Source organism: Marseilla massiliensis (assembly GCF_016899955.1).
Classification (GTDB): domain Bacteria; phylum Bacteroidota; class Bacteroidia; order Bacteroidales; family Bacteroidaceae; genus Prevotella; species Prevotella intestinigallinarum.
The window spans coordinates 48857-75013 of record NZ_JACJJL010000003.1; the positions used below are offsets into that span (position 1 = coordinate 48857).

The window sequence follows — 26157 nt, forward strand, 5'->3', positions numbered from 1 at the left end:
ATTAATGATTACTAAGCACCGCGAGGCCGGAATCTCATTATGGGGTTCCGGCCTCGTGCGTATAGTAGTGTTCATATTCTTTAGCCACCTTTACATAGTCATGGTGTTTCTTCACATATTCAATGCTTTGGGCTTTCAGCTTGCCTATCCGTTCGGGGTGGCATACCAATTGCTCTAACTCATGGCAGACGCTTTCGTAGTTTGGTTGTACGTTGATTATCGGTCGCAAATCCGTTTCGTTTATAATGGAGTAGCTTTCTTCTTCGCCTCCTCCGATGCAGATAATGCCTTTCGACATGGCCAGCAGAGAGTTCATCGACGGGGTATAGCTGTATAATTGGTCCAATATGGCGTCGCTGCCGTTCATTAGCTTTTCGTATTCGGAGAAGGGCAGTGATTCTGCTTTTATCAGTTCCATTTTGTCCGGGTGCCTTTTTTGAATGTCCAAGGCAGCTTTCAGCATGATGTCTGTACCCTTATACTCACTCCGGCTTTTGTTTATCCCGATGAAAACCTTAAGTTTCCTGCCTGCCGTGTCGCCACGGTCATTGTCGGCCTGGCATTCGCCTGCCTTGATGGGGAAAGGGATGTATACCGTTTTGCGTGGCATTGCCGATGAATAGCAAACCCAATACTCATACAATCCGGCTATGATGCCGTCGCAATCGTTGGCTATAAACCTGTTCAGTCGTTCCTTTGCAGTGCCTATCCAGTCGTTCTGCTCCTTGATGGCATCTCTGTTTGTGCGCCTGACATTGCCTATGTTAAAGTCGCTGTATTTCAGTGGCATGTCGTTGATGCATGTGTTCACCCAATACCAGTCCATTCCGAATGCGCACAAAAACACTTTTTTGTTGTGTTTGCGCAAGTATTTGTATATTGGGAATATCCTTTCGGCCTTCAGTTCAACGAACATAGGGTTTATCAGCTGCACCACGTCATACCCCCTCAGTTTAGGCAGCAGAGAGTATATCTTGAGCAACAGGGCCATCCCGCCAATCTTACCTTTGCGTCTCACCAACGATATGTCGCGAGGGTAATCCTTCCAGAAGTCACCGTTGGAGGCAACGGTTACCTGGTGCCCGAGCGCCCTGAGCCCTTCTGCCAGCGTAGCGTGCACGTTGCTGTATTCGCCTAACAACAGTATCTTCATCTTGCTTATTTTACCAAGGTCAGTGTATGCCGCAAGATGTAGAGGCCAGTCTTAGAGTTTGCAAGTTTCCTGAACCATATATACTTCTGCGAATAGTCCCTGTCGGGCAGGGGGTAGAGCCCCACCTTCTGCAGTCGCATCAACCGCGTTTCGAGTTGGCTTTGCGATTTTGTCATTTTGATGATGTTGTATATATAGTCCATTGTCAGCTGTGCCACCCGCCTTTGCAGCGCCGTGCTTTCTGCCATTGGCAGTGTTGTCGATATGTCGTGCAGATGCTTGATTATCTGTTCAAAGTCATTCAATCGTTTCAGGATGTGCTTCTTGTCTTTCTTTGTTGTTATCGAGCCTGTCCTTTTTCTGTAGAAGTAAGCCTTATAGTCTGTGTCGTAAACTTTCTCTGCGCGCAACAGCAACTGCGGGGTAAACTCCTCGTCTTCGTGCAGAATGCCCGGCGAGAATTTCAGTCCCATCAGTATATCCTTCCTGAATAGGTAGCCCCAGGCCGACGCATGGATGTTGTTGTTGTTCATAAACACAGTTCCGTCCACCGCATCGAGGTTTTTTATCTTGGGTTTGGCACAGTCTGTGTCGGTATAGTCGAACAGCACCATGTCGGGGTCTTTAAACCTCGCCAAGTCAAGGCACTGTTCATAAATGTTGGAAACAATCTTGTCATCGCCGTCGATGAATTGTATGTATTTGCCTGTTGCAATGTCCAGGCCTATGTTCCTTGCTGCACTGAGCCCTCTGTTTGGTTGTCTCAGATATATTATGTCATCACAATAAGCCATTAGCTCAGGCATGGGACACTGCTGCGAACCGTCGTCAACTATGATGATTTCTTTCTCAGAGCGGCTCAGCGACAGGGCCAATACACTGTCTATGCACTCGCGCACCATGTCCATTGGTAAGTTATAACATGTGATTATAAAGCTTATCAATGGTGTTTTTTTATCTGTTTGTGTTGATGGTTGGCTTTGCATATATTGGTCGTTTCGTTATTGAATACGAATGCAAAATTACAATAATATTTTATATTTCCAATGGTTTGGTGCAACCATTTGAATGATAAACTTTCAGCTGGGCGTCTGCAAAACGTTGCAGGTGGCAGTCAAACCGCCCACAATCAAATGATTTTAGCGGAAGTAGACCTGTGATGCTTAAATGCTTTTGTATATCGCCGGTCAAGCATTTTCCGCCCGGTTTTTATGTGCTTCGTTTCCTCCATGGCTGCAAAGGGCGTCGGCCATGTCGTGGTGTCTTCATGCCGTGGTGTCTTTTTCAGTCTCTCGGCCACCCCTTGGCGTATCACCGCAGCCTTATTTACGGTTTCTCCCCAGGATAGCGCGCAAAGAGAAATACAGCCATTCCTGCACCCTGAAAAGGCCCCATGTGGGCGCGTGGCGGTAGCCGAACTTCCTTTTGAGCGCATCCGGCAACCTGTCGGTGTCTGTGGTTCGCCATGCCCTCTCAAGCTCCCCCAAGCCGTACGAGCGTTCATTGCAGTCCAACTCGTTGGCGTGGCAGTGGTAGAACATATACGTGTCGATGAGTATCAGCCAGCGTTGCTGTTCATATTCTGCCATGATGTTTTCTGAGACTCCCATCAGCTCAAGTTGCCTTTTCATGCTTTCGGCGGCTTTCAGGTAGTCAAACCGCTTCACGCTGACTGCGTGGGTTGCCGATGCCGGGTGCTGGCGGTAGTGGTAGATGCCGCGGCAACGCCTCACCTCATGTGACGCCAGGTAGTGAATCCTTGTGGTATTGTCGTCGCTGTACAGCCTGCATGTCTCGTCGTACGGCCATTTCCTGTGTATTGATGCCCTTACCATGTACAGCCCGTGAATTGCCCACGACAGGCTCATCCTGAACGCCTCGGGGCCCGTCAGGGCTTTGAAGTCGGGCATGGCGTAGGCCTCCTGCCTTCCGTCGTATTCCATCATGACGTCGAACAGCACCGCGTCTGTGGCCTCGTTGTTTTTGAACACGCTTACTGCCTGTTGTATGGCGTCGTCTGAAAACCAGTCGTCAGCATCGAGCATGCATACGTAGTCGCCTGTCGATTGCGCCAGGCCAACGTTGCGTGCGTGGGCCTGCCCTTTGTTTTCGTCAAGCGAAAAGACCCTTATGCGTGCGTCGCGCTTTGCGTATGTGCGTAATATCGACAGCGACGAGTCTGTCGAGCAGTCGTCTATGCATATCACTTCTATGTCATGGTACGTCTGCGCCAAGAGTGAGTCCAGGCATGTCTGCAAGTATTTTTCGGCATTGTATACGGCCACGAGAATAGACACCTTATCCATTGTGCAGCAGCTTGGATTTTAGTTTGTTCCAAAGCGAAGTCTTTTTGTATATGATGTATGCCGAGGCTGCACCGCTTGCAATGGTTATTATTGCGCCGAGCGCAATATATAGCCATTCGCATGAGATGTGTGTGACGGCATATGCCGAGAAGCCCAGCGGCAGTTGGAGCAATGCGTAGCGGTAGACCTGCGACGACACGCAGTATTTGTATCTCACGTGGGCGTAGGCCAGAATCATCGCAAGGTCAAGTATGTACGACAGCGTCAGGGCAATTCCAGTGCCTATCAATCCCCATTGGTTATAGCCGAACACTATCAGCAGCACCAGCATGGCGTCGTATGCCGTTTCGAGTATGAAATATGCCACTGAGTCGCCGTGTGCCAGTGTGACATAGGCTATGGGGAGCGACATTGCCTTGAAGTACATTGACAGGGCGGCCACCTGAGCCATCGACACCACTGGCGCGAAACTGTGGCTGTAGAGCAGCGGCATGAGTATGGGCAATGCCAGTATCAGCAGTGCCAGCATGGGCGATATGATGAGCAGCGACACTTCAATCTGCCGGTTGACCATCAGGTTGGTGGCCGCCACGTCGTCGTTTACCGACGACACCCGTGGAAAGTAGTCGGTCTCCATGGCCGAGAACACCATGCCGGCATAGGTCACCGTGAGCACATACCCGGCATTGTAGAGCCCCACGATGTCGAGGCCCGCCTTGACGTTGAGGAATGAGCGTATCACCATCTCGGCCCCGCTGCCCATTATTCCGGTCAGCACAAAGGCTATGCCGAGCCTCACCATGGGCATGCCCTCGCCTATGAGGCTGCGGCAACCGTTCAGTTTCAGCGGGTAGAAACGGTAGGAATACATGATGGTGAAAGCCATGTCGGCCATGGCTACCAGCAATATGACGGGGACGATGCCGCTTTGTCCGAAGAAGTAGTATACCGGTACGGAAATCACCAGGGCTGCAAACACCGAGTAAATCTGTATCGTGGCCAGCGCGCGCAGTTTGCGCGCCCCTTTCAGTATGGCCGTCTCGCCGCCGGTGATGGCAAGCATGCCAACGACGGGCGACAGCAGTATGAAATGCAGCGTGTGGTCGCCCCACGAGAATGTGTAGTCGCTGAGCATGGGGCCGAGCAGCGCGCAAAGCGCCATGCCGAACAAGGCGGTGATGAGGCTCCACGTCCTGATTATCTTGATGAAGTGCAATATGCGGCTCTCGTCGCCACGGTCAAAAATCTCTGCAATGTGTTTCACCGCGCTGAACGACAGGCCCAGGCTCGTGGCTTGCGACATAAACGTTATCGCCGAATTGAAAAGTGACACAAGGCCCATGCCCGACGGGCCAAGCAACAGGGCTACGAGTTTGTTGCGTACAAGCCCTATGATGATGTTCAGGCCTTGCACACCGCCGAAAATGCCAGTGTATTTTAGCACGTGGCTGTAGCTGGTTTTCGATTCTGCGTCGTCCATCTGGTTATTCAACGTATTTCTTTTCCGTTTATTATGCTGTTGCCTGATTTTGTGTGTTGTGCTATCTGTTCATGCGCAGCCTTGGGGCGTGGGCGCGTTGCCGGCGGCAGTCGGTGTTTGGCGTGCATCTGTAGATGTCTCGCCATGGCCGGCTTGCCTTGCTTCTTGCAATGTTGTGCCACTGCATCGCCTTTTTGCCGGCTGCCAGCAAGGCCGGTAGGCGGTGGCCTATTGTTGTTTTGTTTGTGCCGAATGCCCTGTTGTGACCGGGTTTACGCGGCTTTGCCGGTGGTGGCCGGTGGGCTTGCCTCCAAAATGCAGGGTGGTTGCCTGGGGGCAGTCCGCTCCCACTTCATTTGCCGTGGCCATGCTGCAGGCCCTGTTTGCCGGCATGTATGGTTGCGCTCATGCGTAAGCCCCGCCAACCGGGGAACCTTTGACGGTGGTCTCCGGTTGGTGGGGCTGTTCCTGTCCCGGCGCTTGCCGGACATGCTCATCGGTGTCGGCGTTTGCCTCAGCCCGGGCCTTGGCTTTTGCCTGTGGCCATTGTGGCGGTTGTGGTGCAGCCTTGCCCGCGGGCCGGCGTCATCGGGCCTGCACGCTGCCCTGTGCCGGTGGCGTCACGGCGTCGCCTTCCTCATAGCTCATGTCTATGGTCTGGAACTTGAAGTCGCCCTCGTCTATGTATCTCACGTCGTACATGCCGGGGCTTTCTTCTACGTACAGCTTTTTCAGCTTCAGGTATTTTTTCTCGGCTTCCTTTCTTGAGCGGGCATACATCACAAGGCAAGTGCGGTTCTTAAGGTGCAGCTTGTCCGACAGATAGTTACGCAGTTGGTACGAGTAGTTTTCGCGTCCGAGCAAGAATTTCGATTTGGTGTCAATCCACGCGCTGTCCACCTTCTGTACGTTGGTCATGTAGATTGTAGAGTCGGTGAACGAAGCAGAAAAGCCAAAGATGTAAATGCTGGGCACAGCCTTGCCTTTGGCACTCAACTCTCCGGCTGCGAGCACCATGGTGAACAGCAGCGCGGCAAAAGAGCATTTGAAAAGTCTCATTTTTGTATTGTTATTGTCCTAAATATGCTTTGAGTATTTTGTTCTTCGTGCTGTTGCGCAGTCTTCTTATCGCTTTCTCCTTTATCTGCCTTACACGCTCGCGCGTCAGCCCGTATTTGGTGCCTATCTCGTCGAGCGTCATCTCGGGTTGGTTGATGCCGAAAAACGCCTCTATGACATTGCGCTCGCGCTCGTTGAGGGCCTGGAGGGCGGTGTTGATTTCTGCGCGGAGCGACTCGAGCACCAGCGACTTGTCGGCCATTGGCGAGTCGTCGTTGACCAGCACGTCAAGCAGCCCGTTGTCTTCGCCGTCGGCAAACGGGGCGTCGACAGACACGTGCCTGCTGTTTATCTTGAGCACATCGTCTATCTTGTCTTCCGGCAAGTCTACCTTCTCGGATATCTCTTCTATCGACGGTTTGCGCTCGTATTCTTGCTCAAACTTGTTGAGCACTTTGTTTATCTTGTTGACCGAGCCCACTTGGTTGAGCGGCAGCCTCACTATGCGGCTCTGCTCGGCTATGGCTTGCAGTATGCTTTGCCTTATCCACCACACTGCATAGGATATGAATTTGAAACCGCGGGTCTCGTCAAATTTCTCGGCAGCCTTTATCAGGCCCACGTTGCCTTCGTTGATGAGGTCGGGTAGGCTCAGGCCTTGGTTTTGGTATTGCTTGGCCACTGACACAACGAACCTCAGGTTTGCTTTTGTAAGCTTTTCGAGGGCTTTGCGGTCGCCTTTCTTGATTCTTTGCGCCAATTCCACTTCCTCTTCAACAGACACAAGCTCCTCCTTGCCTATCTCTTGCAGGTATTTGTCAAGTGACTGGCTTTCACGGTTGGTTATTGATTTGTTGATTTTAAGTTGCCTCATTGGAGAATAGGGTTTTAGTGTTTGCAAAGATTGTGCATGCCGTGGCAGTGAGGGCATGTTTGCCTGTTTGTCAGGCGCAACCTATTTTCTGCAAAGATAATGATAAATTTCCACAATGCAAAATCTTTTTGCGAAAACTTTACTGCATTTTTGAAATGCATTGCCGGTTTTGTTACATCGTTGTGTTCGGCTGAATGCTGTTTGCTGCAGTGTTGCTTGCGGCAGCCGCTTTCCGTCCGGTTTTGTTACATGCCCGGAGTCGCGTTGGCACGGCTGCCGTTTCGTGGCTCAATATGGGCTGTTTGGCATGCCGGTTCGGCCTGTTTTGGCGGCCGGCATGGGCCGTTTTGCGTTGTGCTGCCGGTTTTGTGGCGTTATTGCCTGTGCTTCAGCGTGTTGTGCTTGCAGCCTCAGGCCGTGCTCTCGTTGCGAAAAATGTTTAGCCCCAGGCCGTGCCTTGCCGTGAGCCTGCGTAGGCTGGCCGGCCTCAGGGTGGCTTGCGGCTCGTGTAGCCCGCTGGCCGACGGCGGTCGGGGCTGGCATGCAAAAGGCGCCCGCGGGTTGTTCCGCGGGCGCCTCGTGGTTGTTGTGCCATTGCCGTCGTATGGCTGCCTGTCAGTTGTCTTGCAGCGGAACGGCAAAGTAAGCCTTCTTGCCTGTCGGGTAGATGCCCTGTATGTAGAGCACAGGCTCCTTGCTTGTCGAGGCGTCTCTTACGGCCTTCTGCAAGTCTTCTATCGTGTTGATGCTCTGGTCGTTCACCTTCTGGATGATGAACCCGCGGTTGATGCCGGCATCTTTCAGCTTGCCGTTGTTCACCTTCAGCACTTCAAGTCCGTAGCTTATGTCGAGCTGCCTCTTCTGGTCGTCGGTCACCTCGCGGAAGTTGGCACCCAGCACGTCGAGGTCGGCATGCTTTACCACCTTCACGGTGCCCTGCTCGTTCTTGAGCGTCACGGTCTCTGTGTGCTTCTTCTTCTCATGCAGGTAAGTGATTGATATCTTGTCGCCGGGACGCTTCCTTGCTATGATTTCCTGGAGCTCGGCCATCCTTGTCACCTTTTCGCCATCCACGGCAACGATTACGTCGCCTTCTTTTATTCCGGCGTCAGAAGCGGCGCCGTCCTCAAGCACCTTTGCAACGTAGATGCCTTCCATAGTGCCCAGGTCAATGTCCTTGCCTTGGTCTTTCTGGCTGTCAACATAGTCTTTTACGTTGCTTCCCTGTATGCCTACCCATGCACGCTGCACAGTGCCATACTTCTTGAGGTCGTCTACCACCTTGTTCATTATGGTTGTCGGTATGGCAAATCCGTAGCCGCTGTAAGAGCCCGTCTGCGAGTAGAGCATGGCGTTGATGCCCACAAGTTCGCCGCGGGTGTTGACAAGGGCTCCGCCGGAATTGCCCGCATTGATGGCGGCGTCGGTCTGTATGAACGACTCAACGCTGTTGGCCCCGAGCCTGCGCGCCTTTGCACTTACTATGCCGGCGGTGACCGTATTGTTGAGTCCGAGGGGGTTGCCCACTGCCAGCACCCACTCGCCAACCTTGATGTCGTCGCTGTTGGCTATCACGATGGCAGGCAGGTTCTTGCCGTCAATCTTGATGAGGGCCAGGTCGGTGGTCTTGTCGGCGCCAATTATCCTTGCCGAATACTCCTTGTTGTCGTTCAGTGTGACGGTCAGCTCGTCGGCACCGTCAACCACGTGGTTGTTTGTTACGATGTAGCCGTCGGCCGAGATTATCACGCCCGAGCCTGTGGCAGTCTTCCTCGGGGTTTGCACCTGGCGCTTTTGCGAGCCGCCGTTGCCGCGTCCGAAGAAGCCGCCGAACGGGTCGAAGAAGAAATCGCTGAACGGGTCGCTCTGTACGTCGATGGTCTTCACCTTGCTGTTTTGCACGTATTTTATATGCACGACAGAGGGGAGGGCCTTTTCGGCAGCGTAGGTTAAGTCAACGGGTTGCCCTGCCGGCGTGGCGGCACCTGCCTTGTTGAAGGCTGCGACCGAGAATACAATCGCCACCAGGCATACGGCCGGCAGCAGATAATTGATGATCTTTTTCATTCTCTTATTGTTTTATATTCATTAATACTGTTCGTTTTGATGTCTGCAAATATAGACGCAAATTTTTGAAATCTGTCATTTTGTCCTATTCTTTTGTCTGATTTTAACAGTTGAAACAAACGACTTAACTACAGTTTGCGGTTGGTATTTGAAGACTAAAAAAACGTAAACATAATATGGTTTAAAATGTCTTTAAGTTCCTGACAGGCTATGCCGCAGCAAGGCTTCGGGCCCGGCGTCGGCGATGACCCGTGGCGTTGCAACATGTGGCGGCGGCTTGGCCGTGGCGCCCGGCATGCCTTAGCGCAGTGTAAATATATTTTCTTGCAAACGTTTACACAACAAAAAAGCCCGTGGGGCGTTTCGCCGTGTCACTAATTTATATACCTTTGCAGTGTGAAAAGCAGCAGCGTGGGGTATACAGCGGGTTTGTTGCAGCCTCCGTTGCCCTTGTTTCCGTCTGTTTAATAATATGAACCTAAGCAAGACATAAAATGGAAAGAACGTGGAGATGGTTTGGCAAGAACGACAAGATAACACTTGCCATGCTAAAGGAAATTGGTGTGCAGGGCATTGTGACCGCATTGCACGACGTGCCCAACGGCGAGGTGTGGTCGCGCGAAAAGATAAGCGACTTGCGCAAGTACATCGAGAGTTACGGCATGCGTTGGTCGGTGGTTGAGAGTCTGCCTGTGTGCGAAAGCATAAAGTATGCGGGCCACGACCGCGACCACCTCATAGCCAACTACAAGGAGAGCCTCAAGAATCTTGCTCTTGAGGGCATACATACCGTTTGCTACAACTTCATGCCGGTGCTTGACTGGGCCCGCACCGACCTGGAGCACCCCAACCCAAACGGCACAACCAACCTTTATTTCTCGCATGCTCAGTTTGCTTATTTCGACATTTGCATACTGAAGCGCGAAGGAGCAGCTGCCGACTGGCCTGCAGATGTGTTGGAGGAAGTGGAGAAACTGAAGAAAACCATGACTCCCGACGACGACCACAAGCTGGTGGAAAATATCATCGTGAAGACGCAGGGGTTTGTCAGCGGCAACATCCGCGAGGACGATGAGCACCCGGTGGAGCTCTTCCGCCAGCTGCTCGACCTGTACAAGGGCATCACCAAAGACCAGTTGCGCGAGAACATGCGCTATTTCCTCGAGGCGATAATGCCCGTATGCGATGAGTACGACATGCGCATGTGCGTGCATCCCGACGACCCGCCATTCCCCATCCTGGGCCTGCCGCGCATAGTGACGTGCGACGAAGACATCAGGTGGTTCCTCAATGCCGTCGACAACCCGCACAACGGCCTCACGTTCTGCGCCGGGTCGCTGTCGGCCGGGGCCCACAACGACGTGGTCGACTTGGCCCGAAAGTATGCCGGACGCACATGGTTTGTCCATCTGCGCTCTTGCCACGTGTTCCCGAACGGCGACTTTACCGAGGCGTCGCACCTGGGCGGGCGCGCCGACATCATAGAGCTGGCCCGCATATTCGAGAAGACCAACCCCGAACTGCCCATGCGCGTTGACCATGGAATGACCATGCTCGGCGACGAGAGCAGGGGCTACAATGCCGGTTACAGCTTCCTCGGGCGTATGTTTGCCATGGGGCAGGTGCAGGGAATACTTGCCACCGTCGACCGAGAGCTCGGCATAGAGTACAAGCAGCCGGGCTTTTACGAGTGATGGCGCCTTCATCTTAATATATAACAAAGGTTTACTGCCGGCATAGGCCGGCCGAAATAAGATATCAGGAAATGAAAAACTTGTTTGACATAAAGGATTACGTGGTAGTAATCACCGGCGGTACGGGTGTGCTTGGGCGCGCCATCGCCAAGTATTTGGCGCTCAACGGGGCCAAGGTTGTGATATTGGGCCGCAAGGAAGAAGTGGGCCGCGAGATAGTGGCCGACATCGAGAAAGAGGGCGGCTGCTGTGAGTTTATGAAGACCGACGTGATGTCGTTGCCGACCGTGCAGGGCAATTGCGACGAGATAATGGCAAAGTATGGGCGCATAGACACGCTGCTCAATGCTGCCGGGGGCAACATGAAGGGGGCTACCATCGGCCCCGACCAGAACTTCTTCGACCTCGAGCCAACACAGTTCCAGACGGTGCTCGAGCTCAACCTCACCGGTACGGTTATACCCACACAGGTGTTTCTGAAGCCGATGGTGGCCCAGGGCAAAGGCTCGATTATCAATTTCTCGTCGATGGCTGCCTTCCGCCCGATGACACGCGTGTGCGGCTATGCCGCCGCAAAGGCCGGTATTAGCAACTTCACGGCCTTCATGGCCACAGAGTGTGCCAAGAAGTTTGGCGAGGGCATACGCGTCAATGCCATTGCCCCGGGCTTCTTCATCACCGAGCAAAACCGCTCGCTTCTGACCAATCCTGACGGCTCTTACACCCAGCGAGGCCAGGACGTGATACGCCAGACGCCATTCGGGCGTATGGGTGAGCCCGAGGAGCTGTGCGGCACCATACACTACCTGATGAGCGATGCGGCAAAGTTTGTCACAGGTACGGTGGCCGTTGTCGACGGAGGCTTCAATGCCTTTGCCATGTAAGACTGCGGATAAGCAATTTGATGAATGATAGTAGAGGCGGACTCCGGCGCATGGCGCCGGTGCTCCGCCTTTTCTGGCTGGCAGGCAGCTATGGCTTAATGGGCTTCGGCCATGTGGCGCTCGGTGAGATTCATGCCCGTGGGCTACGGGTTTGGCCTGTGAAAATAGTTTACTCTTTGCCATGTGGCCACGTTGCTTGCCATCAGTTGGCTGCTATGACGGCAGGCGGCTGGATGGCTGTGGGGGCCTGTTGCCTGCCACTTGGTGTGCGTGGGCAATGTGTCTTTATTGTTGTCGTTGCATGCCGGTGCCATCGTCGGCAGCCGGCGGCCGCGACCTTTCCTGCAGGTTCACCCCGTGGGTGGGGGTGTTGCATGGTTGGCGGCGCTGCGGTCGGCTGGCCTGGTTGCGCGCAATGTCACAATCGGCCTGTTGGATTTGCTGTTGGGCTAACCCGCTGGGTGCCAAGCGGTTGGTGCATGGATGCTGCGTCGGTCGAAGAAATGGCCCATTTGGGGTTCTGATATGGGCCGTTTTGCATTGCCAAACGGCCCGTGTCGTGGTGCCGAACGGGCCGTTCTGCCCATGCACACTTAGGAGGCAGCTGTCTTGTGGCGCGCCATGCGTCATCGGCCGGTGGCGCCCTGTGGGGCGAGCGCTGCTTTTTGCGTCATCATCGGGCGTTTCGCCATGTCCCGTGAGGCATGCCTTGTGTTCTGGTGCAACCATGTTTGTGCTTCGACGGCTCCCGATGCTTCGTTTTGTTTGCCCTGTTGCTTACAACGTCGGAATGTTTATCCCGGATGTCGGCGGCCGGTTGCGATTGGCATGGTGTGTGCTGTTGCGCGGCATCCTCGGCAAGGGGGTATGGCCGCCGTGGCGGTGCGTGCCCGCCAACGTAAACCTTTACGTTATAAATATTATCCCAATTATTTGCATGAATGCCAAAAACGCCGTATCTTTGCAATACGCAACAAGAACAAAATTATAATACATTATTATGAAACCATTAAACAAACATTTTGCGCCCAAGAGCGTTATGCCCGAAAAGGTAATCCAATTTGGTGAGGGCAATTTCCTCCGTGCTTTTGTTGACTGGATTATCTGGAACATGGATCAGAAGACCGACTTCAATGGTTCTGTGGTTATTGTTCAGCCGCTGGAGCATGGAATGGTCGACTGGCTCAACGGCCAGGACTGCCTGTACCATGTCAACCTGCAGGGCCGCGAGAATGGACAGCCTGTCAATACGCTCGAGCGTATCGACGTGGTTAGCCGTGCGCTTAATCCATACACACAGAATCAGGCATTCATGGCATTGGCCGACCAGCCTGAGATGCGTTTCGTAATCTCTAACACAACCGAGGCCGGAATTGCTTTCGACCCGTCGTGCAAGCTCGACGACGCGCCGGCAGCATCTTATCCCGGAAAGCTCGTGCAGCTGCTCTATCGCCGCTGGCAGACTTTCAACGGCGACCCGACCAAGGGACTCATCATATTCCCCTGCGAATTGATTTTCCTCAACGGCCATGTGCTCAAGGATTGCATCAACAAATATATCGAGCTGTGGAAGCTGCCGAAGGAGTTCAAGGAGTGGTTCGACAACAGTTGCGGCGTTTACGCCACACTCGTAGACAGGATTGTGCCCGGATTCCCGCGCAAGGAGATTGCCGAGATTCAGGAGAAGATAAGCTATCGCGACAACCTTGTGGTTCAGGCCGAGAACTTCCACCTGTGGGTTATCGAGGCTCCGAAGGAGGTTGCCAACGAGTTCCCTGCCGACAAGGCCGGGTTGCACGTGCTCTTCGTTCCGTCGGAGGAGCCTTACCACAAGCGCAAGGTGACATTGCTCAACGGCCCTCACACGGTGCTTTCGCCTGTGGCTTTCCTCAGCGGGGTCAACATCGTGCGCGATGCCTGCAACCACGAGGTCATCGGCAAGTATATACACAAGGTGCAGTTTGACGAGCTAATGCAGACTCTTGACCTGCCGATGGAGGAGCTTGAGAAGTTTGCAAAGGACGTATTGGAGCGTTTCGACAACCCGTATGTAGACCACCAGGTGACGAGCATCATGCTTAACTCGTTCCCCAAGTTCTGCGCCCGCGACCTGCCAGGTGTCAAGACATACCTCGAGCGCAAGGGTGAGCTGCCAAAGGGCCTCGTGTTCGGGCTTGCTGCAATCATCACTTACTATAAGGGAGGCAAGCGTGAGGACGGAACCGAGATTGTGCCCAACGACTCTCCGGAGATCATGGACTTGCTCAAGGAACTCTGGGCAACGGGAGACACGCAGAAGGTTACCGACGGTGTGCTCGGCGCTACGTTCATCTGGAACGAGGACCTCAACGAAATCAAGGGCCTCAACGGTCTTGTCAAGCAGTATCTTGACCTCATCCAGGAGAAGGGTATGCTTGAGGCCGTCAAGACAATACTGTAATTTCAGTGCATCAAGATAGGAATTATTTTTTATAGTTAATGTGGGCATTGGGAGCTGTGAGGGTTCTCAGTGCCCTTTTTCGCTGTTTTCAAGATATGGAAGATGTAAAGCAACTCCTGGCGGAATATGCCAGACGGTATGAGACCCCCGACTTCCTTCCGGCCGACCCGAGCTGTTTCATGCATAAGGTTGACGGCGACCTGAACAGGGAGACGCTGGCTTTCATAGCGTCGTGCCTTAGCTATGGCAGCAGGAAGCAGTTTTTCCCGAAAATCCAGTATGTGCTCGATTGTGCTCATGGCGAAGTGTACGACTGGGTGGTGTCTGGCAACTTTTCGGCAGACATACCCGACGATGACTCCAGATGCTATTACCGCTTGTATACATTCCACACGATGAACCGCTTTCTTCATGCCCTTAGGGACATGCTCTTGGAGCATGGGTCGATAGGCAGGTTTGTGGAGCGCAATGCCACCGACGGTTATTCGGCAGTGGTGGCTATATGCGGGTATTTTGCCTCAAAGGACATAGAGGTAATCATTCCAAAAGACACTAAGTCGGCTTGCAAGCGCGTGTGCATGTTCCTAAGGTGGATGGTGCGCGATGGCTCGCCTGTCGACTTGGGCCTGTGGGGGCATTTCATAGATAAGCGAACGCTTATAATGCCCATGGATACGCATGTGGTGCAGGAAGCGGTCAGGCTTGGGCTGCTCTCCAGCAAGGCGGCTTCGATGTCGGCGGCGAGGAAACTGACCTCGAAGATGGCCGAGATATTTCCCGACGACCCGCTCAAGGGCGACTTCGCCTTGTTTGGTTACGGTGTCAACCACTGACGCATGACGTGGCAGGCACAGGCCGCCCGGAGAATAGAAAAAGGGGATTGGAAGCCATTCCAATCCCCTTTGTTACTTCGCCTCTGGCTATGTTGTAGCCTGTGGCGGTTGTCAGTAGCTCCTTGCTATGATGACACGGCATTTCGCCGGCTTGCCGCTCACCATGTCGACGCCCGGAGTCTGCTCGTAAGCGAACGGGACGCAGCGTATTGTGGCCTGTGTCTCTTCTTTTATCTTTGCCTCGGTCTCGGCCGTGCCGTCCCAATGGCAGAGGAAGAAACCGCCGTCCTTGATGCGCTCCTTGAACTCTTCGTAATTGTCGCATTCATATACGTGAGCGTCGCGGAATGCCCTTGCTTTCTCGAATATGTTCTTCTGGATGTCGTCGAGCAGGGTGGTTATGTGCTCCACGATGCCCTCGAGCGGCAGTGTTTCCTTTTCGAGCGTGTCGCGCCTCATCAGTTCTATCGTGCCGTTCTCCAGGTCGCGGCCACCCATTGCCAGCCTTACGGGCACGCCCTTCAGCTCATAGTCGGCAAACTTGAAGCCCGGACGCTTGTTGTCTGTGTCGTCGTATTTCACGCTGATGCCTTTCTCGCGCAGTGCGTTTATTACCGGTGTAAGCTTCTCGGTGATTGCGGCCAGCTGGTCGGCTCCCTTTGTTATGGGTATGATAACCACCTGTATGGGGGCCAGTTTCGGCGGAAGCACCAGTCCGTTGTCGTCGGAGTGGGTCATGATGAGGGCTCCAATGAGTCGTGTCGACACACCCCACGAGGTGGCCCAGACGTACTCCGGCTTGTTGTCCTTGTTCAGGAAGGTAACGTCGAACGCCTTGGCAAAGTTCTGGCCGAGGAAGTGGCTCGTGCCGCTCTGCAGGGCCTTGCCGTCTTGCATCATCGCCTCGATGGTGTAAGTGTCCAGCGCTCCGGCGAAGCGCTCGGTCTCGCTCTTCACGCCTTGAAGCACGGGGACGGCCATCCAGTTCTCCGCGAAGTCGGCATATACCTTCAGCATCTGCTGTGCCTCGGCTTCGGCTTCCTCGCGGGTGGCGTGCGCGGTGTGGCCTTCCTGCCACAGGAATTCGCTCGTGCGCAGGAATGGGCGCGTGCGCATCTCCCATCTCATTACATTGCACCACTGGTTGCACAGCAGTGGCAGGTCGCGCCAAGAGTGTATCCAGTTTTTGTATGTATTCCATATTATGGTCTCTGAGGTGGGGCGGATAATCAATTCTTCTTCCAGACGGGCGGCGGGGTCTACTTCAACTCCGCTCTTGTCTTCTTTGGCACGGAGGCGGTAGTGGGTCACTACGGCGCATTCCTTGGCAAAACCTTCAACGTGTTCGGCTTCTTTAGACAGGAAAGACTTTGGTATCAGGAGCGGGAAGTATGCGTTTTGCACGCCTGTCTGCTTGAACATCAAGTCCAGCTGATGCTGCATCTTTTCCCATATTGCGTAGCCGTATGGCTTGATTACCATGCAGCCCCTTACAGCGGCCTGCTCTGCGAGGTCGGCTTTCACGACAAGGTCGTTGTACCACTGGCTATAGTTGTCAGCCCGTTTAGTTAAATCCTTCAATTCTTTAGCCATATCAAAACAGTATATTTAATATTTTTTGACTGCAAAATTACAAAAAAAACTTGGAAATGTGGTGGAATATCAATAAATAGATTACCTTTGCATATCGAATTTTATGTTCAACAATCAAAATTATACCACAATGAGAAAACTTAAAGTATTTACATTAATCCTGTGCTTAGGCATTGTCTTTGCCGGATGTAACAACACTCAAAAGGGTGCAGCCATTGGTACCGGAGGCGGCGCCGTGCTGGGTGCCATCGTTGGTAAGCTGGCCGGAAACACAGCTGTAGGTGCTGCCGTAGGTGCTGCCGTAGGTGCCGGAACCGGAGCTATCATAGGCAAGCACATGGACAAGGTGAAGGCCGAGGCTGAGCAGGTGGAGAACGCCCAGGTTCAGGAGGTTAAGGATGCCAACGGACTTGACGCCGTCAAGGTGACCTTCGACTCTGGCATTCTGTTCGCTACCAACAAGTCAGACCTGAACGCTGCCGCCAAGACATCGCTCGCAAAGTTTGCCACAGTGCTCAACAACAATAAGAATTGTGACATCGCCATCTATGGCCATACGGACAACACGGGCAACGACGGCATCAACCAGCCGCTTTCTGTAAGCCGTGCCACGAGCGTTGCCAACTACCTGAAGAGCTGCGGTGTGTCGTCTGCACAGATCAAGACCATCGAGGGCCAGGGCTCATCAAACCCTGTTGCCGACAACTCTACGGCTGCCGGTCGCCAGCAGAACCGCCGCGTGGAAGTGTACATGTATGCCAGCCAGGCAATGATTCAGGCTGCAGAGAACGGGACATTGCAGTAAGATAGTATTTTGTCGGGATGTTTATTCTGAAGAAAATACGCTCTATATTGAAGTGGATGGTGGTTGCCTTTTTCGGCACCACCATTCTTTCTGTTGTCCTGCTTCGTTTTCTTCCGGTTTATTTCACTCCGCTAATGTTCATCAGGCTTGTGCAGCAGGGGGGCAGGGGGGAGGAACTGCGCCTGCACCACAGGTGGGTTTCGCTTGACGAGATTTCTCCTTATCTGCCTCAAGCGGTGATGGCCAGCGAAGACCAGCGATTCCTTGTGCACCACGGTTTCGACTTCAAGGCCATAGAGAATGCCGCCAAGCACAACATGCGCAGCGGCAGCAAGCGTAAGCTTGGGGCCAGCACCATATCGCAACAGACGGCGAAGAATGTGTTTCTGTGGCCCGGGCGTACTTGGGTGCGCAAGGGCTTGGAGGCTTATTTCACCGCACTGATTGAGCTTATGTGGAGCAAGCAGCGCATAATGGAGGTTTACTTGAACTCAATTGAGATGGGCGATGGCATTTACGGGGCCGACGCGGTGGCCGAGCGGCATTTCGGTTGCCGGGCCAGTGAGCTCACCAAGGGGCAGTGCGCGCTGATTGCTGCCACGTTGCCCAACCCGCTTAAATATGACTCGGGTGCCCCAAGCCCGTATGTCAAGCGGCGTAAGCAACGCATATTGCGCGAGATGCGGAATGTGAAGATGCTGCCCGAAGAAGGCGAGGACGCCGCGAAGTGACAGCCTTCACGGTAGTTGACTGATGCGGCGGTGGCCAAATGCCGGGCCGTCATGGCCGTGGGTGCCTAATCCGTTGGTTTACAATGTATTGCATTATGTGCCGTTTTGCATTGCAAAACGGCACATAATGCTTTGTGAAACGGCCTGTTTCATTATGCCGAACGGCTTGTCGTGCACATTGGCCTCATGTCGTTGACTGTGCGCCTCCAAGGGCGTTGAAATGATGTGACACGCTGCCATTGACTTCGAGGCAGGCACTGCCTCAATGCCCACGTACTATTTTGTGTAGAAATCAATCATCCTTGTAAGGGCCTGTTGGCATACGGCGCAGAAGTCGGGCACGTCGTTGGTGCGCATGCGGCATTTTTCCACACCTCTGAAAACGCCTTGCTTCTGGTAACCTCCACCCTCGATGAGCGATGCCTTGCCCTGCTTTATCAGATTCTCCCATTTGCCTTTGAAGTTGTGCTTGGTGGTGAGGTTGGGCTCCCACGGCTCTGTGTCGGGGAAATACATGGGGTCGTCGTTGCCATATTCATACTCGTCGCCCAGTCCTCCGAAGCTGTGCCCGAACTCATGCACCACTACCGGCTTGAATTGGTTGCCTCGGGTGTACGACAGGTTGTAGGAGTTGTAAATGCCGCCACCGCCATATTTGGCAGTGTTCACAAGGATGATGATGTGTTCGTAGGGCGTGCCTGCAAGTTTGTCGTGCAGGTCTTTTATGTTTAGTGTGGTCAGGTAGCGGTCGCTGTAGAACGTGTCAAAGTGCGAGCTCAGTGCCGTGGTTTTCCAAATCCCGTTGGCCGGTTCGCTTGTGCCGCTGTCGGCAGAAGGCGACATGACGGCCACAATGTTGAAGCGGCTGCGCAACTGCTTGAACGGTTCGTGGGCAAACAGGGCCTCGGTGGCGTCTTTTGCATCGTTCAAGAATGCTTCCATCTCGTCAGAGCGGTATCCCTCGGCCACGTAGGCTATGTGTATGCACCGTGTGGTGTCGGCTGCTTTCTGGATTGTCTGGTATGGTGTAACGTGTTCAAAGCCAATGCGGCGTATCAGTATGTCGGCCGGCTCAACGGTGTGTGTTAGCGACGCCGTGATGCGGTTGTGGTAATCGCGCAGTTCTACAGTAATGTCGACAGCCTGCCTGGGGTAGGGCACGAGGAAGACGTTTTCAAACGACTTGCTCGTGTGCTTTGCCTCGGCCGTTGCCAGCCACTCCTGGAACAGCGTGGAGAACGAGTGGCGGTAAATCACCTGTCCGCTGCCTTTGTCTTTTACGGTAATCTGTCCGTTGCCGGCCACGGGCAGTTCGTCCAGCCGTTGCCTGCGCCCGTCCCATCGCGGTATGAGGCATTGTCCGTCTACGTATATTGCCTGGCGCGATGTGTCGCCGGCAAAGATGTAGTCGAGCCTCAGTGTGCTGTCTGCGAAAAACTTGTCGAATTGTTGTGCCGTGGCGTTGGCGCACATCAATGCCGCCATGGCGATGGTGCATAATAATCTGTTCATATATGTTTCATTAATTGTTTTATGTAGCTTCTGTTCCAGTCGTCGGGGTGCAGCCTGAGGCCGTCGTAGTCGAGGATGTCGATGTCGATGTCGATTCTTCCGGCTGCGGTTCCTTGCGCCGAACGCCCGCATTGGGCTTCCATCAGCTTGGTTGCCTCTGTCAGTTCGTCCAGCGTCAGGCTTGTCTGTCCGGCAACCATGCTGTTTAGGAACATGCCCGCAGCCTTGCCCACGGGTTCGGTCCACATGGCTGGTGTCTGCCTGCTGATGTCCACCACGCCGCCAATCAGTGTGAGTGCCCTGTTTAGGTTTGCCTCATGGTCGGCGTTCGACCCCAGCGCTATAATCACCCTGTGAGTCAGAGGGTTACTTGATGAGCTCTTTCTTGAGGAATCTGTCAAACTGTTCATGATACCCATTGAATACGTTAATGTCGACCTCGCCGTGTATTCCGTCCACCCTGCCGTCGGGGCACAGCTGCCAGTACACAAGCTTAATGTCGGGCTTGTATTCCCCGTAGCGGGCTATCCAGATGTTGTAGTTCTTCTTTATGTCGGGTGCACGGTTGAGGTGCTTGTTGACGAACGACTGGCTGACATACAGTATCGGCCTTACCCCGGTGTGCCTCCTTACAATGTTCATCCACGTCCTGACGCTGGCGAACAGTTTGTCGATGCCTCCCATTGCTGCTATCTGCCTCTCGGTAGGCTCAACATCGAGCACCGGAGGCAGGTCGCCGCTCCTGAAGCACGAGTTGCGTATGAAGTGCCTGGCCTGTGCCTGTGCCGTGCTTCTGGTCGAAAAGAAATGGTATGCGCCGCAGTGTATGCCGTGCTTTCGTGCCTGCAGGTAGTCGGCCCTGTAGTATCTGTTGCGTATCGAGGTGCCTTCGGTTGATTTTATGTATATGAAAGACACTGGATAGTCGACGGTGCCGCTTATTTTCTTCGTGCTTATCCGCCCGAGGTCGGTTATGCGCAGCTTGCCCCAATGTATTGGGTAGTAGCGCCTTCCGCGTCCGTGCTGGTAACGGGATATGTCTATGCCGTATATTCTTTCCGACGTGTAGTTCAGCCTTTCGCCCCGATAGACATCGGCCTGCCACTCTCCGGCCCTGAGCCTCTCGCTGTCTACGGAAAATCCGAAACCGTTGCGGCTGTCGCCTTTCCAGTGCCCTTCATAGTAAGTGCCGTTGTGACGGGTGTAAGTGCCGTGCCCGTGGGCGTCGAGCCCTGCCGAAAACAATCCTCGGTAGATGCCGGAGGTGTCGCTTCGAAGCCCTGTGGTCAGGGTGTCTGCCTTCCAAACGCCAGAAATTATTCTTCCTGCCGAGTCGGTGCCTATGCCACGTCCTTCGTTTGGCACCTTGAGCCAGATGCCGTTTTTCCATCTTCCGCCGTTGCATGCCACAAACACTTCCTTGGGCTTTCCTGGCCTGGCCTGGGCTTTTTGGATGCAGGTGTGGTCGACTTTTACTTTTGCCTTTGGGCCTATCGACTCAAGGGCGTCGGCCAGTTGCCTAAGCGAGGCTATTTCTTTCTCTGTCGCCGTGTAGTGTCCGGCCACCATGTCGTAGCCTTCGTCTTGCACACCGTGCACCTTCAGGTAGTATCCCATTTCGTCCATGGTGGCCTCGAGAAACGCAATCCTGTTTTCCAGGCTGTCTTTGCTGTGCCTGATTATGGCGCGCAGTTCGCTGGCATACGGAGCGGTTGCACTGCCAAACATTATGGTTTTGCTGTCAAACGTGATGCCCGTCAGTGTTGAGTCGTTGCTGATGCCTGTGAAATAGAGGATGTTGTTGCCATCTGCCGAAAGCGTGTTGTAAGAGCGGATGGCCGTTTGCGGCATGGACTTTTCTATGCCGCCGAATATGCCAAAATGCCATGTAAGGACGGCAGTTGCGGCTACTGCGAGTGCTGCAACTGCTGCGAAGAATGTCCTTTTCTTAATGACTATGTATCCTTCCATTTAAAAAAAGACCACACGAAAGCCCACCGGGGCGGGCTTGACGTATGGTCATGGATTGAGATTATTGATGTTTCAGCCGGCGTCAGGCATTCATCGACAAGAGGAATTCCTCGTTGCTTCTTGTCTGTATGAGCCTGTCGCGCACAGTGTTCATGGCTTCTATCGGGTTCATCTCGCTGATGAACTTGCGGCATACCCACATCCTGTTGAGTGTGGTCGGGTCTTGCAGCAGGTCGTCGCGGCGAGTGCTTGACTGCACAAGGTTGACAGCGGGGAATATTCTCTTGTTGCTCAGCGAGCGGTCAAGCTGCAATTCCATGTTGCCGGTGCCCTTGAACTCTTCGAAAATGACCTCGTCCATCTTCGAGCCGGTGTCAATCAGCGCTGTGGCAATGATTGTCAGCGAGCCGCCATTCTCTATGTTGCGGGCTGCTCCGAAGAATCTCTTGGGCTTTTGGAGGGCGTTGGCGTCTACACCTCCGGTGAGAACCTTGCCACTGGCTGGGCTCACTGTGTTGTAAGCGCGGGCGAGGCGGGTGATGGAGTCGAGGAAGATCACCACGTCGTGACCGCATTCCACCATGCGCTTGGCTTTTTCCAACACGATGCCGGCAATCTTAACATGGCGGTCTGCCGGCTCGTCGAAGGTCGAGGCTATCACTTCTGCATTTACCGTGCGGCTCATGTCGGTCACCTCCTCGGGGCGTTCGTCGATGAGAAGCATCATCAGGTATGCCTCCGGGTGGTTGGCGGCAATGGCGTTGGCTATGTCTTTCATGAGGATGGTCTTACCCGTTTTGGGCTGTGCCACGATGAGGGCGCGCTGCCCTTTGCCTATAGGCGAGAACAGGTCTACTATGCGTACGCTTGGGTTTGTGGTGGCTTTGTCACCGCAAAGCTTGAATTTCTCGTCGGGGAAGAGTGGGGTCAGATGCTCGAAGGCCACGCGGTCGCGCACTTCTGCGGGGTTTCTTCCATTGATTGTGCGCACGGTGCTAAGCGCAAAATACTTTTCGTTGTCGTGTGGCGGGCGCACGGTGCAGTCCACGACATCGCCTGTTTTCAGTCCGTATTTCTTTATCTGCTGTGGTGATACATATATGTCGTCGGGTGACGAGAGGTAATTGTAGTCGCTTGAACGCAAGAATCCGTATCCGTCGGAAAGCACTTCAAGCACGCCGTTGCCGCTTATTATGTCTGCGAAATCAAAGGCGGGCTTCTGCATTCCAGTCTGTTGCTGGGCGTGTTGGTATTCAAGGTCGGGTTGTTGCATGGTGGGCCTGTCGAATATGTCGAGTGTCGGCATGGCTCCCTGGTCTTCTATCGGCAGGTCGACAACAGTGATAAAGTCCGTTCCGTCTCCCGGGTCGCCATCCCAAACCCCTGTGGGGCTGAATTCCGTTTTTGCTTCGTCCTCTAGGTTGCGCTGCGTCATCTTCTCCTGAAGCTGTGCTATCAGGCTTTTGTCGGCGGGCGTTTCGTCTGCATTGTCGGCGCTGCCGAAGGCGGCTTCCGGCACAGCGCACTGTATGTCGTCGTTGGTTTTGTTTTCTTGGGCAACCTCTTCAACCGGCTCTTCTGCGCTTTCCGTCACAGGCTCAACGGCTTCTTCTTTTGCCGTTTCCTGCGCTATTTCCTTGCTGGCCTTGGCCGCTTTGCTTTTGGCGGGCGCTTTAACGGGTTCAGCAGGAGCCTCTTCTGCCGGTTCGTTGTGTTCTTCTGGTGCTGGTATTGCCGGCAGGTCATTGAAAAGCGAAGCTGGTTTTGACTCGGCGGCTTTGCTTTGTTTGTTTTTCAAGTCGAAGTTTTCGCCGTCCTTGCCGTTGACAGTGTAAACCTTGTTCGTATCTTTTTTTACTATTCTTGTTCTCTTTCGCTTTGGTGCGGCTGTCGAATTCATGGCACTTTCTTCTGCGGCTTTATCCAGGATGGAATAAACCACGGTCTCAAGCTCGTCGTCTGGTGAAACTTTGATGCCCAATTGCTCTGCGATACCCATCAGTTGGACGGTATCCATTGATTCTAGTTCTTCTTTTGTATACATACTATTATTTAGTATAATCTTGTTTGCTTGTGAAAAATTGAGGTAGAAGCGTTTCGCGGATGGAAACGTTGTTTTAAACATTTGCAAAGGTAGTAATTTATTCTTAAACATCCAAATAAATCATCTATGAATGTAAGGCGAAATTGATAAGAGTTGACATAGGTTGCCGATTGGCTTCGGGTGTGGTTCGGCAGCATAGTCATGATGGTTGGGCGATGCTTGTGCTTGTTGTTGCGCAATAATGAGCAAATTGTAATCTCGCCACCCTTGTTTTGTGGTCTTGGCCTATGGAAAATACTTCTTTTATTGGATAAAAATGAAGAAAATACGGAAATGTGTTATATAACATAAAAAATAATTTGCACAGGAAGTCAGAAATAGCTACCTTTGCCACCGTTATCCTGAATACAATCTTTTTACCTTAAAACGGCTAATACCTATTGAGTAATGCCTCCCACTGTGAAGTGGGGGGCGTTTTTGTTTTTTCCGGTCATCCTCCTGTCTTTCCGCGGCCCGCCTGCCGGTGTCTTGCCTGCCGCCTGCTATGGGCTTTTCCGTGGCCACAGGTGGTGGCTTGGCGTTGCGCAACAAAAAAGGATGCCCAAAGAAGGACATCCTTTTTGTTGAGGTACCTAGCAGAGTCGAACTGCTCTACACGGTTTTGCAGACCGTTACCTAACCGCTCGGCCAAGGTACCAATGTTGGTTTTGCGGGTGCAAAGGTAACACATTAATTTGGATTGTCCAAATTATTTTGCAATTATTTTTTCTGTTTTATAGTAAAATGCCACATATATTGCTTTTGGCCTGCAGTTGTTCTGTCCGTTGGGCTCATTCGTGGTGGTATGGCTCTCCTTTTATTATAGTGCACGCCCTGTATATCTGTTCGCTTATGATTAGCCTTATCATCTGGTGCGAAAACGTCATCCTCGACAGCGATATCTTGTCGTTGGCCCTGTCGTACACCTGTTTTGAGAAGCCGTAGGGGCCGCCTATGGCCAAAATGAGACGCTTGGCCGAGTTGCGTTGCCTTTCGAGCCACGCCGCAAACTGAAGGCTCGTAAACTCACTGCCGTGCTCGTCGAGAAGCACCAGCGTGTCCGTCGGACGCACTTGCTTGAGTATTTGTTCGCCTTCTATCGTTTTCTGCTGTTCCACAGTCAGGCTCTTGGTGTTCTTGGTCTCTGCTATGGTCACCGTTTCCATGGGCATGTAGTGGCTGATGCGTTCGGCATAGTCGTTGATGCCGGCCAGGAAATGCTTGTCGGTGGTCTTTCCCACCTGCAACAGGATTGTCTTCATTGCTTGCCGTATTCATGTTTGCGCTTGGGGTTCATGGGGAACCAGCCCTTCAGCACCCGTTTGCGCTGGTCGAACAATTCGCCTATCGACCAAAGGAACGAAGCTCCGACAACGCCGAATATTGACGAAACGATGACGTTTTCTATAAACAGGGCGGCTGCTACAGACGCGAGCCCGAGCACAAGGAACACCCACCACAGCCGGGTGCCTGTGTAATACTCGGTCTTTATCACTATGGGGTGGAAAATGCCAATAATCAAGAATGTGCTGACGGCTATGATAACTCCGGTGAAGTACATGGTTGATGCTTGTTATTTGTTGTTTATGGGGAATGCCTTGACAAGGCGCTTGCGTTCTTTCTTTGTTATCTGTATGGTTGTGCCGTGACGGGGCGTGAAGGCGCCGCGCATCTCGCTGTCCTGCACATATTCAAACGTGTTGAGGTCTGAGCTCTTTGCAAACTGGTAGTTATGGTCGCGGTAGCAGTCGTACATGAGGCACCATCCGCCCTGTATAAGCGGGAATACGCACGAGCCTTCGACGTCGCTCTTGGTTATCTCGCAGAACCCCGGGCGCAGCTTCCATGTGTCGGGAGAGTGCAGGTCGGTGAAGGTGTATTTGCGTATGCCCTTGTGCTGGCCGGCCTTCTCGGTCTTGAAAAACAGGTGGTAGGTGCCGTTCTCGTCTTCAACGATGTCGGTGTCGATGGTGGCTTCCTTATAGTCGAACAGCACTTTGGGCGTGCCTTCCAGTCCGCTGAAGTCGGGAGTGGCGTAGCAATAGTAAACCTTGTCGTACGGTATCGACTTGTCGTCTGTAAGGAGCGAGAAGTAAACCATGTATTTTCCGGCAGACTTGTCATATATTGTCTGCGGGGCCCACACCCGGGTGACGTTGGCAAATTCGGTGCCCTTGAATCTTTCGGGGAAGTGTACGGTGTGGTGCTCCCAGTGAATCAGGTCGTTCGATTTCATCAGTACTATGCCGCGGTTGCTTGTCCAGCCCAACGAGCAGCGCATGTCGGTGGCAACCATGTAGAAAGTGCCGTCGTCGGCTCTCAGTATGTGCGGGTCGCGCACGCCCTTGCTCAGTGCTATCGTGTCGCTGCTGATGATGGGGCGTCCGCCGTTAAGCGGTGTATAGTTGAACCCGTCGTCACTGATGGCGAAGCATATTTGTTCCTGTTCGGGGGCGTTGCCTGTGAAGTATGCAAACAGATAACTTGTCATTTCTGCTTTTTTCTTTGCCAATGACATTGTCGCGGTGGCAGGAAAGCACAGAGTGGCGATAAGTGCTACTAATAGTTTTCTTGTCTTCATGTTGATATGATTTATTTCCTTGTTTTGGTTTATGTTGCTTGTTGTCAGTCGGTTGCGGACTTTTCGTGCCGTTGTCTGCCGACCGTTGGCC

At 53.2% G+C, this 26157-nt stretch carries 21 protein-coding genes and 1 tRNA gene; 6 read left to right on the plus strand and 16 right to left on the minus strand.

Annotated elements, in window-relative coordinates:
- Positions 1–37 precede the first annotated feature (37 nt).
- The 7 genes from H6B30_RS02475 to H6B30_RS02505 all read right to left on the minus strand — a co-directional run bounded on the left by H6B30_RS02475 (position 38) and on the right by H6B30_RS02505 (position 8939).
- On the minus strand, positions 38–1153 hold the full coding sequence (locus H6B30_RS02475) for a glycosyltransferase family protein (protein ID WP_205107576.1): 1116 nt from the start codon (positions 1151–1153) through the stop codon (positions 38–40).
- 5 nt (positions 1154–1158) lie between these two features.
- The gene (locus H6B30_RS02480) at positions 1159–2139 is read right to left on the minus strand and encodes a glycosyltransferase family 2 protein (protein WP_205107577.1); all 981 of its coding nucleotides are present in this window, start codon (positions 2137–2139) and stop codon (positions 1159–1161) included.
- A gap of 336 nt (positions 2140–2475) precedes the next feature.
- Positions 2476–3459: a glycosyltransferase family 2 protein gene (locus H6B30_RS02485; RefSeq protein WP_205107579.1), complete on the minus strand. Its 984-nt coding sequence runs from the start codon at positions 3457–3459 to the stop codon at positions 2476–2478.
- Positions 3452–4939: an oligosaccharide flippase family protein gene (locus H6B30_RS02490; RefSeq protein ID WP_205107581.1), complete on the minus strand. Its 1488-nt coding sequence runs from the start codon at positions 4937–4939 to the stop codon at positions 3452–3454. The genes H6B30_RS02485 and H6B30_RS02490 overlap by 8 nt, the downstream gene beginning before the upstream one ends.
- 585 nt (positions 4940–5524) lie before the next feature.
- The gene (locus H6B30_RS02495; RefSeq protein WP_205107583.1) at positions 5525–5998 is read right to left on the minus strand and encodes a hypothetical protein; all 474 of its coding nucleotides are present in this window, start codon (positions 5996–5998) and stop codon (positions 5525–5527) included.
- A gap of 10 nt (positions 5999–6008) precedes the next feature.
- Positions 6009–6872: a sigma-70 family RNA polymerase sigma factor gene (locus tag H6B30_RS02500; protein WP_205107585.1), complete on the minus strand. Its 864-nt coding sequence runs from the start codon at positions 6870–6872 to the stop codon at positions 6009–6011.
- Between the two features lie 615 nt (positions 6873–7487).
- On the minus strand, positions 7488–8939 hold the full coding sequence (locus tag H6B30_RS02505) for a Do family serine endopeptidase (protein ID WP_205107587.1): 1452 nt from the start codon (positions 8937–8939) through the stop codon (positions 7488–7490).
- 494 nt (positions 8940–9433) lie between these two features.
- Between H6B30_RS02505 and uxuA the strand changes: the two genes are divergently transcribed.
- The 4 genes from uxuA to H6B30_RS02525 all read left to right on the plus strand — a co-directional run bounded on the left by uxuA (position 9434) and on the right by H6B30_RS02525 (position 14790).
- The gene (gene uxuA, locus H6B30_RS02510) at positions 9434–10633 is read left to right on the plus strand and encodes a mannonate dehydratase (protein WP_205107589.1); all 1200 of its coding nucleotides are present in this window, start codon (positions 9434–9436) and stop codon (positions 10631–10633) included.
- Between the two features lie 71 nt (positions 10634–10704).
- Entirely contained in the window at positions 10705–11517 is an 813-nt protein-coding gene (locus tag H6B30_RS02515) for an SDR family oxidoreductase (RefSeq protein ID WP_205107591.1), read from the plus strand.
- Between the two features lie 1000 nt (positions 11518–12517).
- On the plus strand, positions 12518–13957 hold the full coding sequence (locus tag H6B30_RS02520; RefSeq protein WP_205107593.1) for a tagaturonate reductase: 1440 nt from the start codon (positions 12518–12520) through the stop codon (positions 13955–13957).
- 95 nt (positions 13958–14052) lie between these two features.
- Positions 14053–14790 (plus strand): TIGR02757 family protein, encoded by a 738-nt coding sequence (locus H6B30_RS02525; protein WP_205107595.1) that lies wholly within the window; start codon positions 14053–14055, stop codon positions 14788–14790.
- Between the two features lie 111 nt (positions 14791–14901).
- Here the strand turns inward: H6B30_RS02525 and proS are convergent, their stop codons facing one another.
- Complete coding sequence (proS, locus tag H6B30_RS02530; protein WP_205107597.1) at positions 14902–16383, minus strand: proline--tRNA ligase; 1482 nt, start codon at positions 16381–16383, stop codon at positions 14902–14904.
- A gap of 130 nt (positions 16384–16513) precedes the next feature.
- On the opposite strand from proS, the gene H6B30_RS02535 reads away from it, so the two are divergent.
- Positions 16514–17188 carry a YiaD family glycine zipper/OmpA-like lipoprotein gene (locus tag H6B30_RS02535; RefSeq protein ID WP_205107599.1) on the plus strand — a complete coding sequence of 225 codons (675 nt, stop codon included), beginning with the start codon at positions 16514–16516 and terminating at the stop codon, positions 17186–17188.
- A gap of 17 nt (positions 17189–17205) precedes the next feature.
- Entirely contained in the window at positions 17206–17919 is a 714-nt protein-coding gene (mtgA, locus tag H6B30_RS02540) for a monofunctional biosynthetic peptidoglycan transglycosylase (protein WP_205107601.1), read from the plus strand.
- Between the two features lie 276 nt (positions 17920–18195).
- Here the strand turns inward: mtgA and H6B30_RS02545 are convergent, their stop codons facing one another.
- The 8 genes from H6B30_RS02545 to H6B30_RS02580 all read right to left on the minus strand — a co-directional run bounded on the left by H6B30_RS02545 (position 18196) and on the right by H6B30_RS02580 (position 25976).
- On the minus strand, positions 18196–19431 hold the full coding sequence (locus tag H6B30_RS02545; RefSeq protein WP_205107603.1) for a M64 family metallopeptidase: 1236 nt from the start codon (positions 19429–19431) through the stop codon (positions 18196–18198).
- Positions 19428–19841, minus strand: a complete 414-nt coding sequence (locus H6B30_RS02550) for a 2-amino-4-hydroxy-6-hydroxymethyldihydropteridine diphosphokinase (RefSeq protein WP_205107605.1) — start codon at positions 19839–19841, stop codon at positions 19428–19430. Before H6B30_RS02550 ends, H6B30_RS02545 begins: the two co-directional genes overlap by 4 nt.
- Positions 19798–21402 (minus strand): GH25 family lysozyme, encoded by a 1605-nt coding sequence (locus H6B30_RS02555; RefSeq protein WP_239483453.1) that lies wholly within the window; start codon positions 21400–21402, stop codon positions 19798–19800. The genes H6B30_RS02550 and H6B30_RS02555 overlap by 44 nt, the downstream gene beginning before the upstream one ends.
- Before the next feature lie 82 nt (positions 21403–21484).
- Complete coding sequence (gene rho / locus H6B30_RS02560; protein ID WP_205107606.1) at positions 21485–23446, minus strand: transcription termination factor Rho; 1962 nt, start codon at positions 23444–23446, stop codon at positions 21485–21487.
- 626 nt (positions 23447–24072) lie between these two features.
- Positions 24073–24143: transfer RNA gene (locus H6B30_RS02565), tRNA-Cys, on the minus strand.
- Positions 24144–24276: 133 nt separating this feature from the next.
- Complete coding sequence (rlmH, locus tag H6B30_RS02570; RefSeq protein ID WP_205107608.1) at positions 24277–24747, minus strand: 23S rRNA (pseudouridine(1915)-N(3))-methyltransferase RlmH; 471 nt, start codon at positions 24745–24747, stop codon at positions 24277–24279.
- On the minus strand, positions 24744–25046 hold the full coding sequence (locus H6B30_RS02575) for a DUF4491 family protein (protein WP_205107610.1): 303 nt from the start codon (positions 25044–25046) through the stop codon (positions 24744–24746). The genes rlmH and H6B30_RS02575 overlap by 4 nt, the downstream gene beginning before the upstream one ends.
- Positions 25047–25058: 12 nt before the next feature.
- Entirely contained in the window at positions 25059–25976 is a 918-nt protein-coding gene (locus H6B30_RS02580) for a glycoside hydrolase family 43 protein (protein ID WP_239483454.1), read from the minus strand.
- Positions 25977–26157 lie beyond the last annotated feature (181 nt).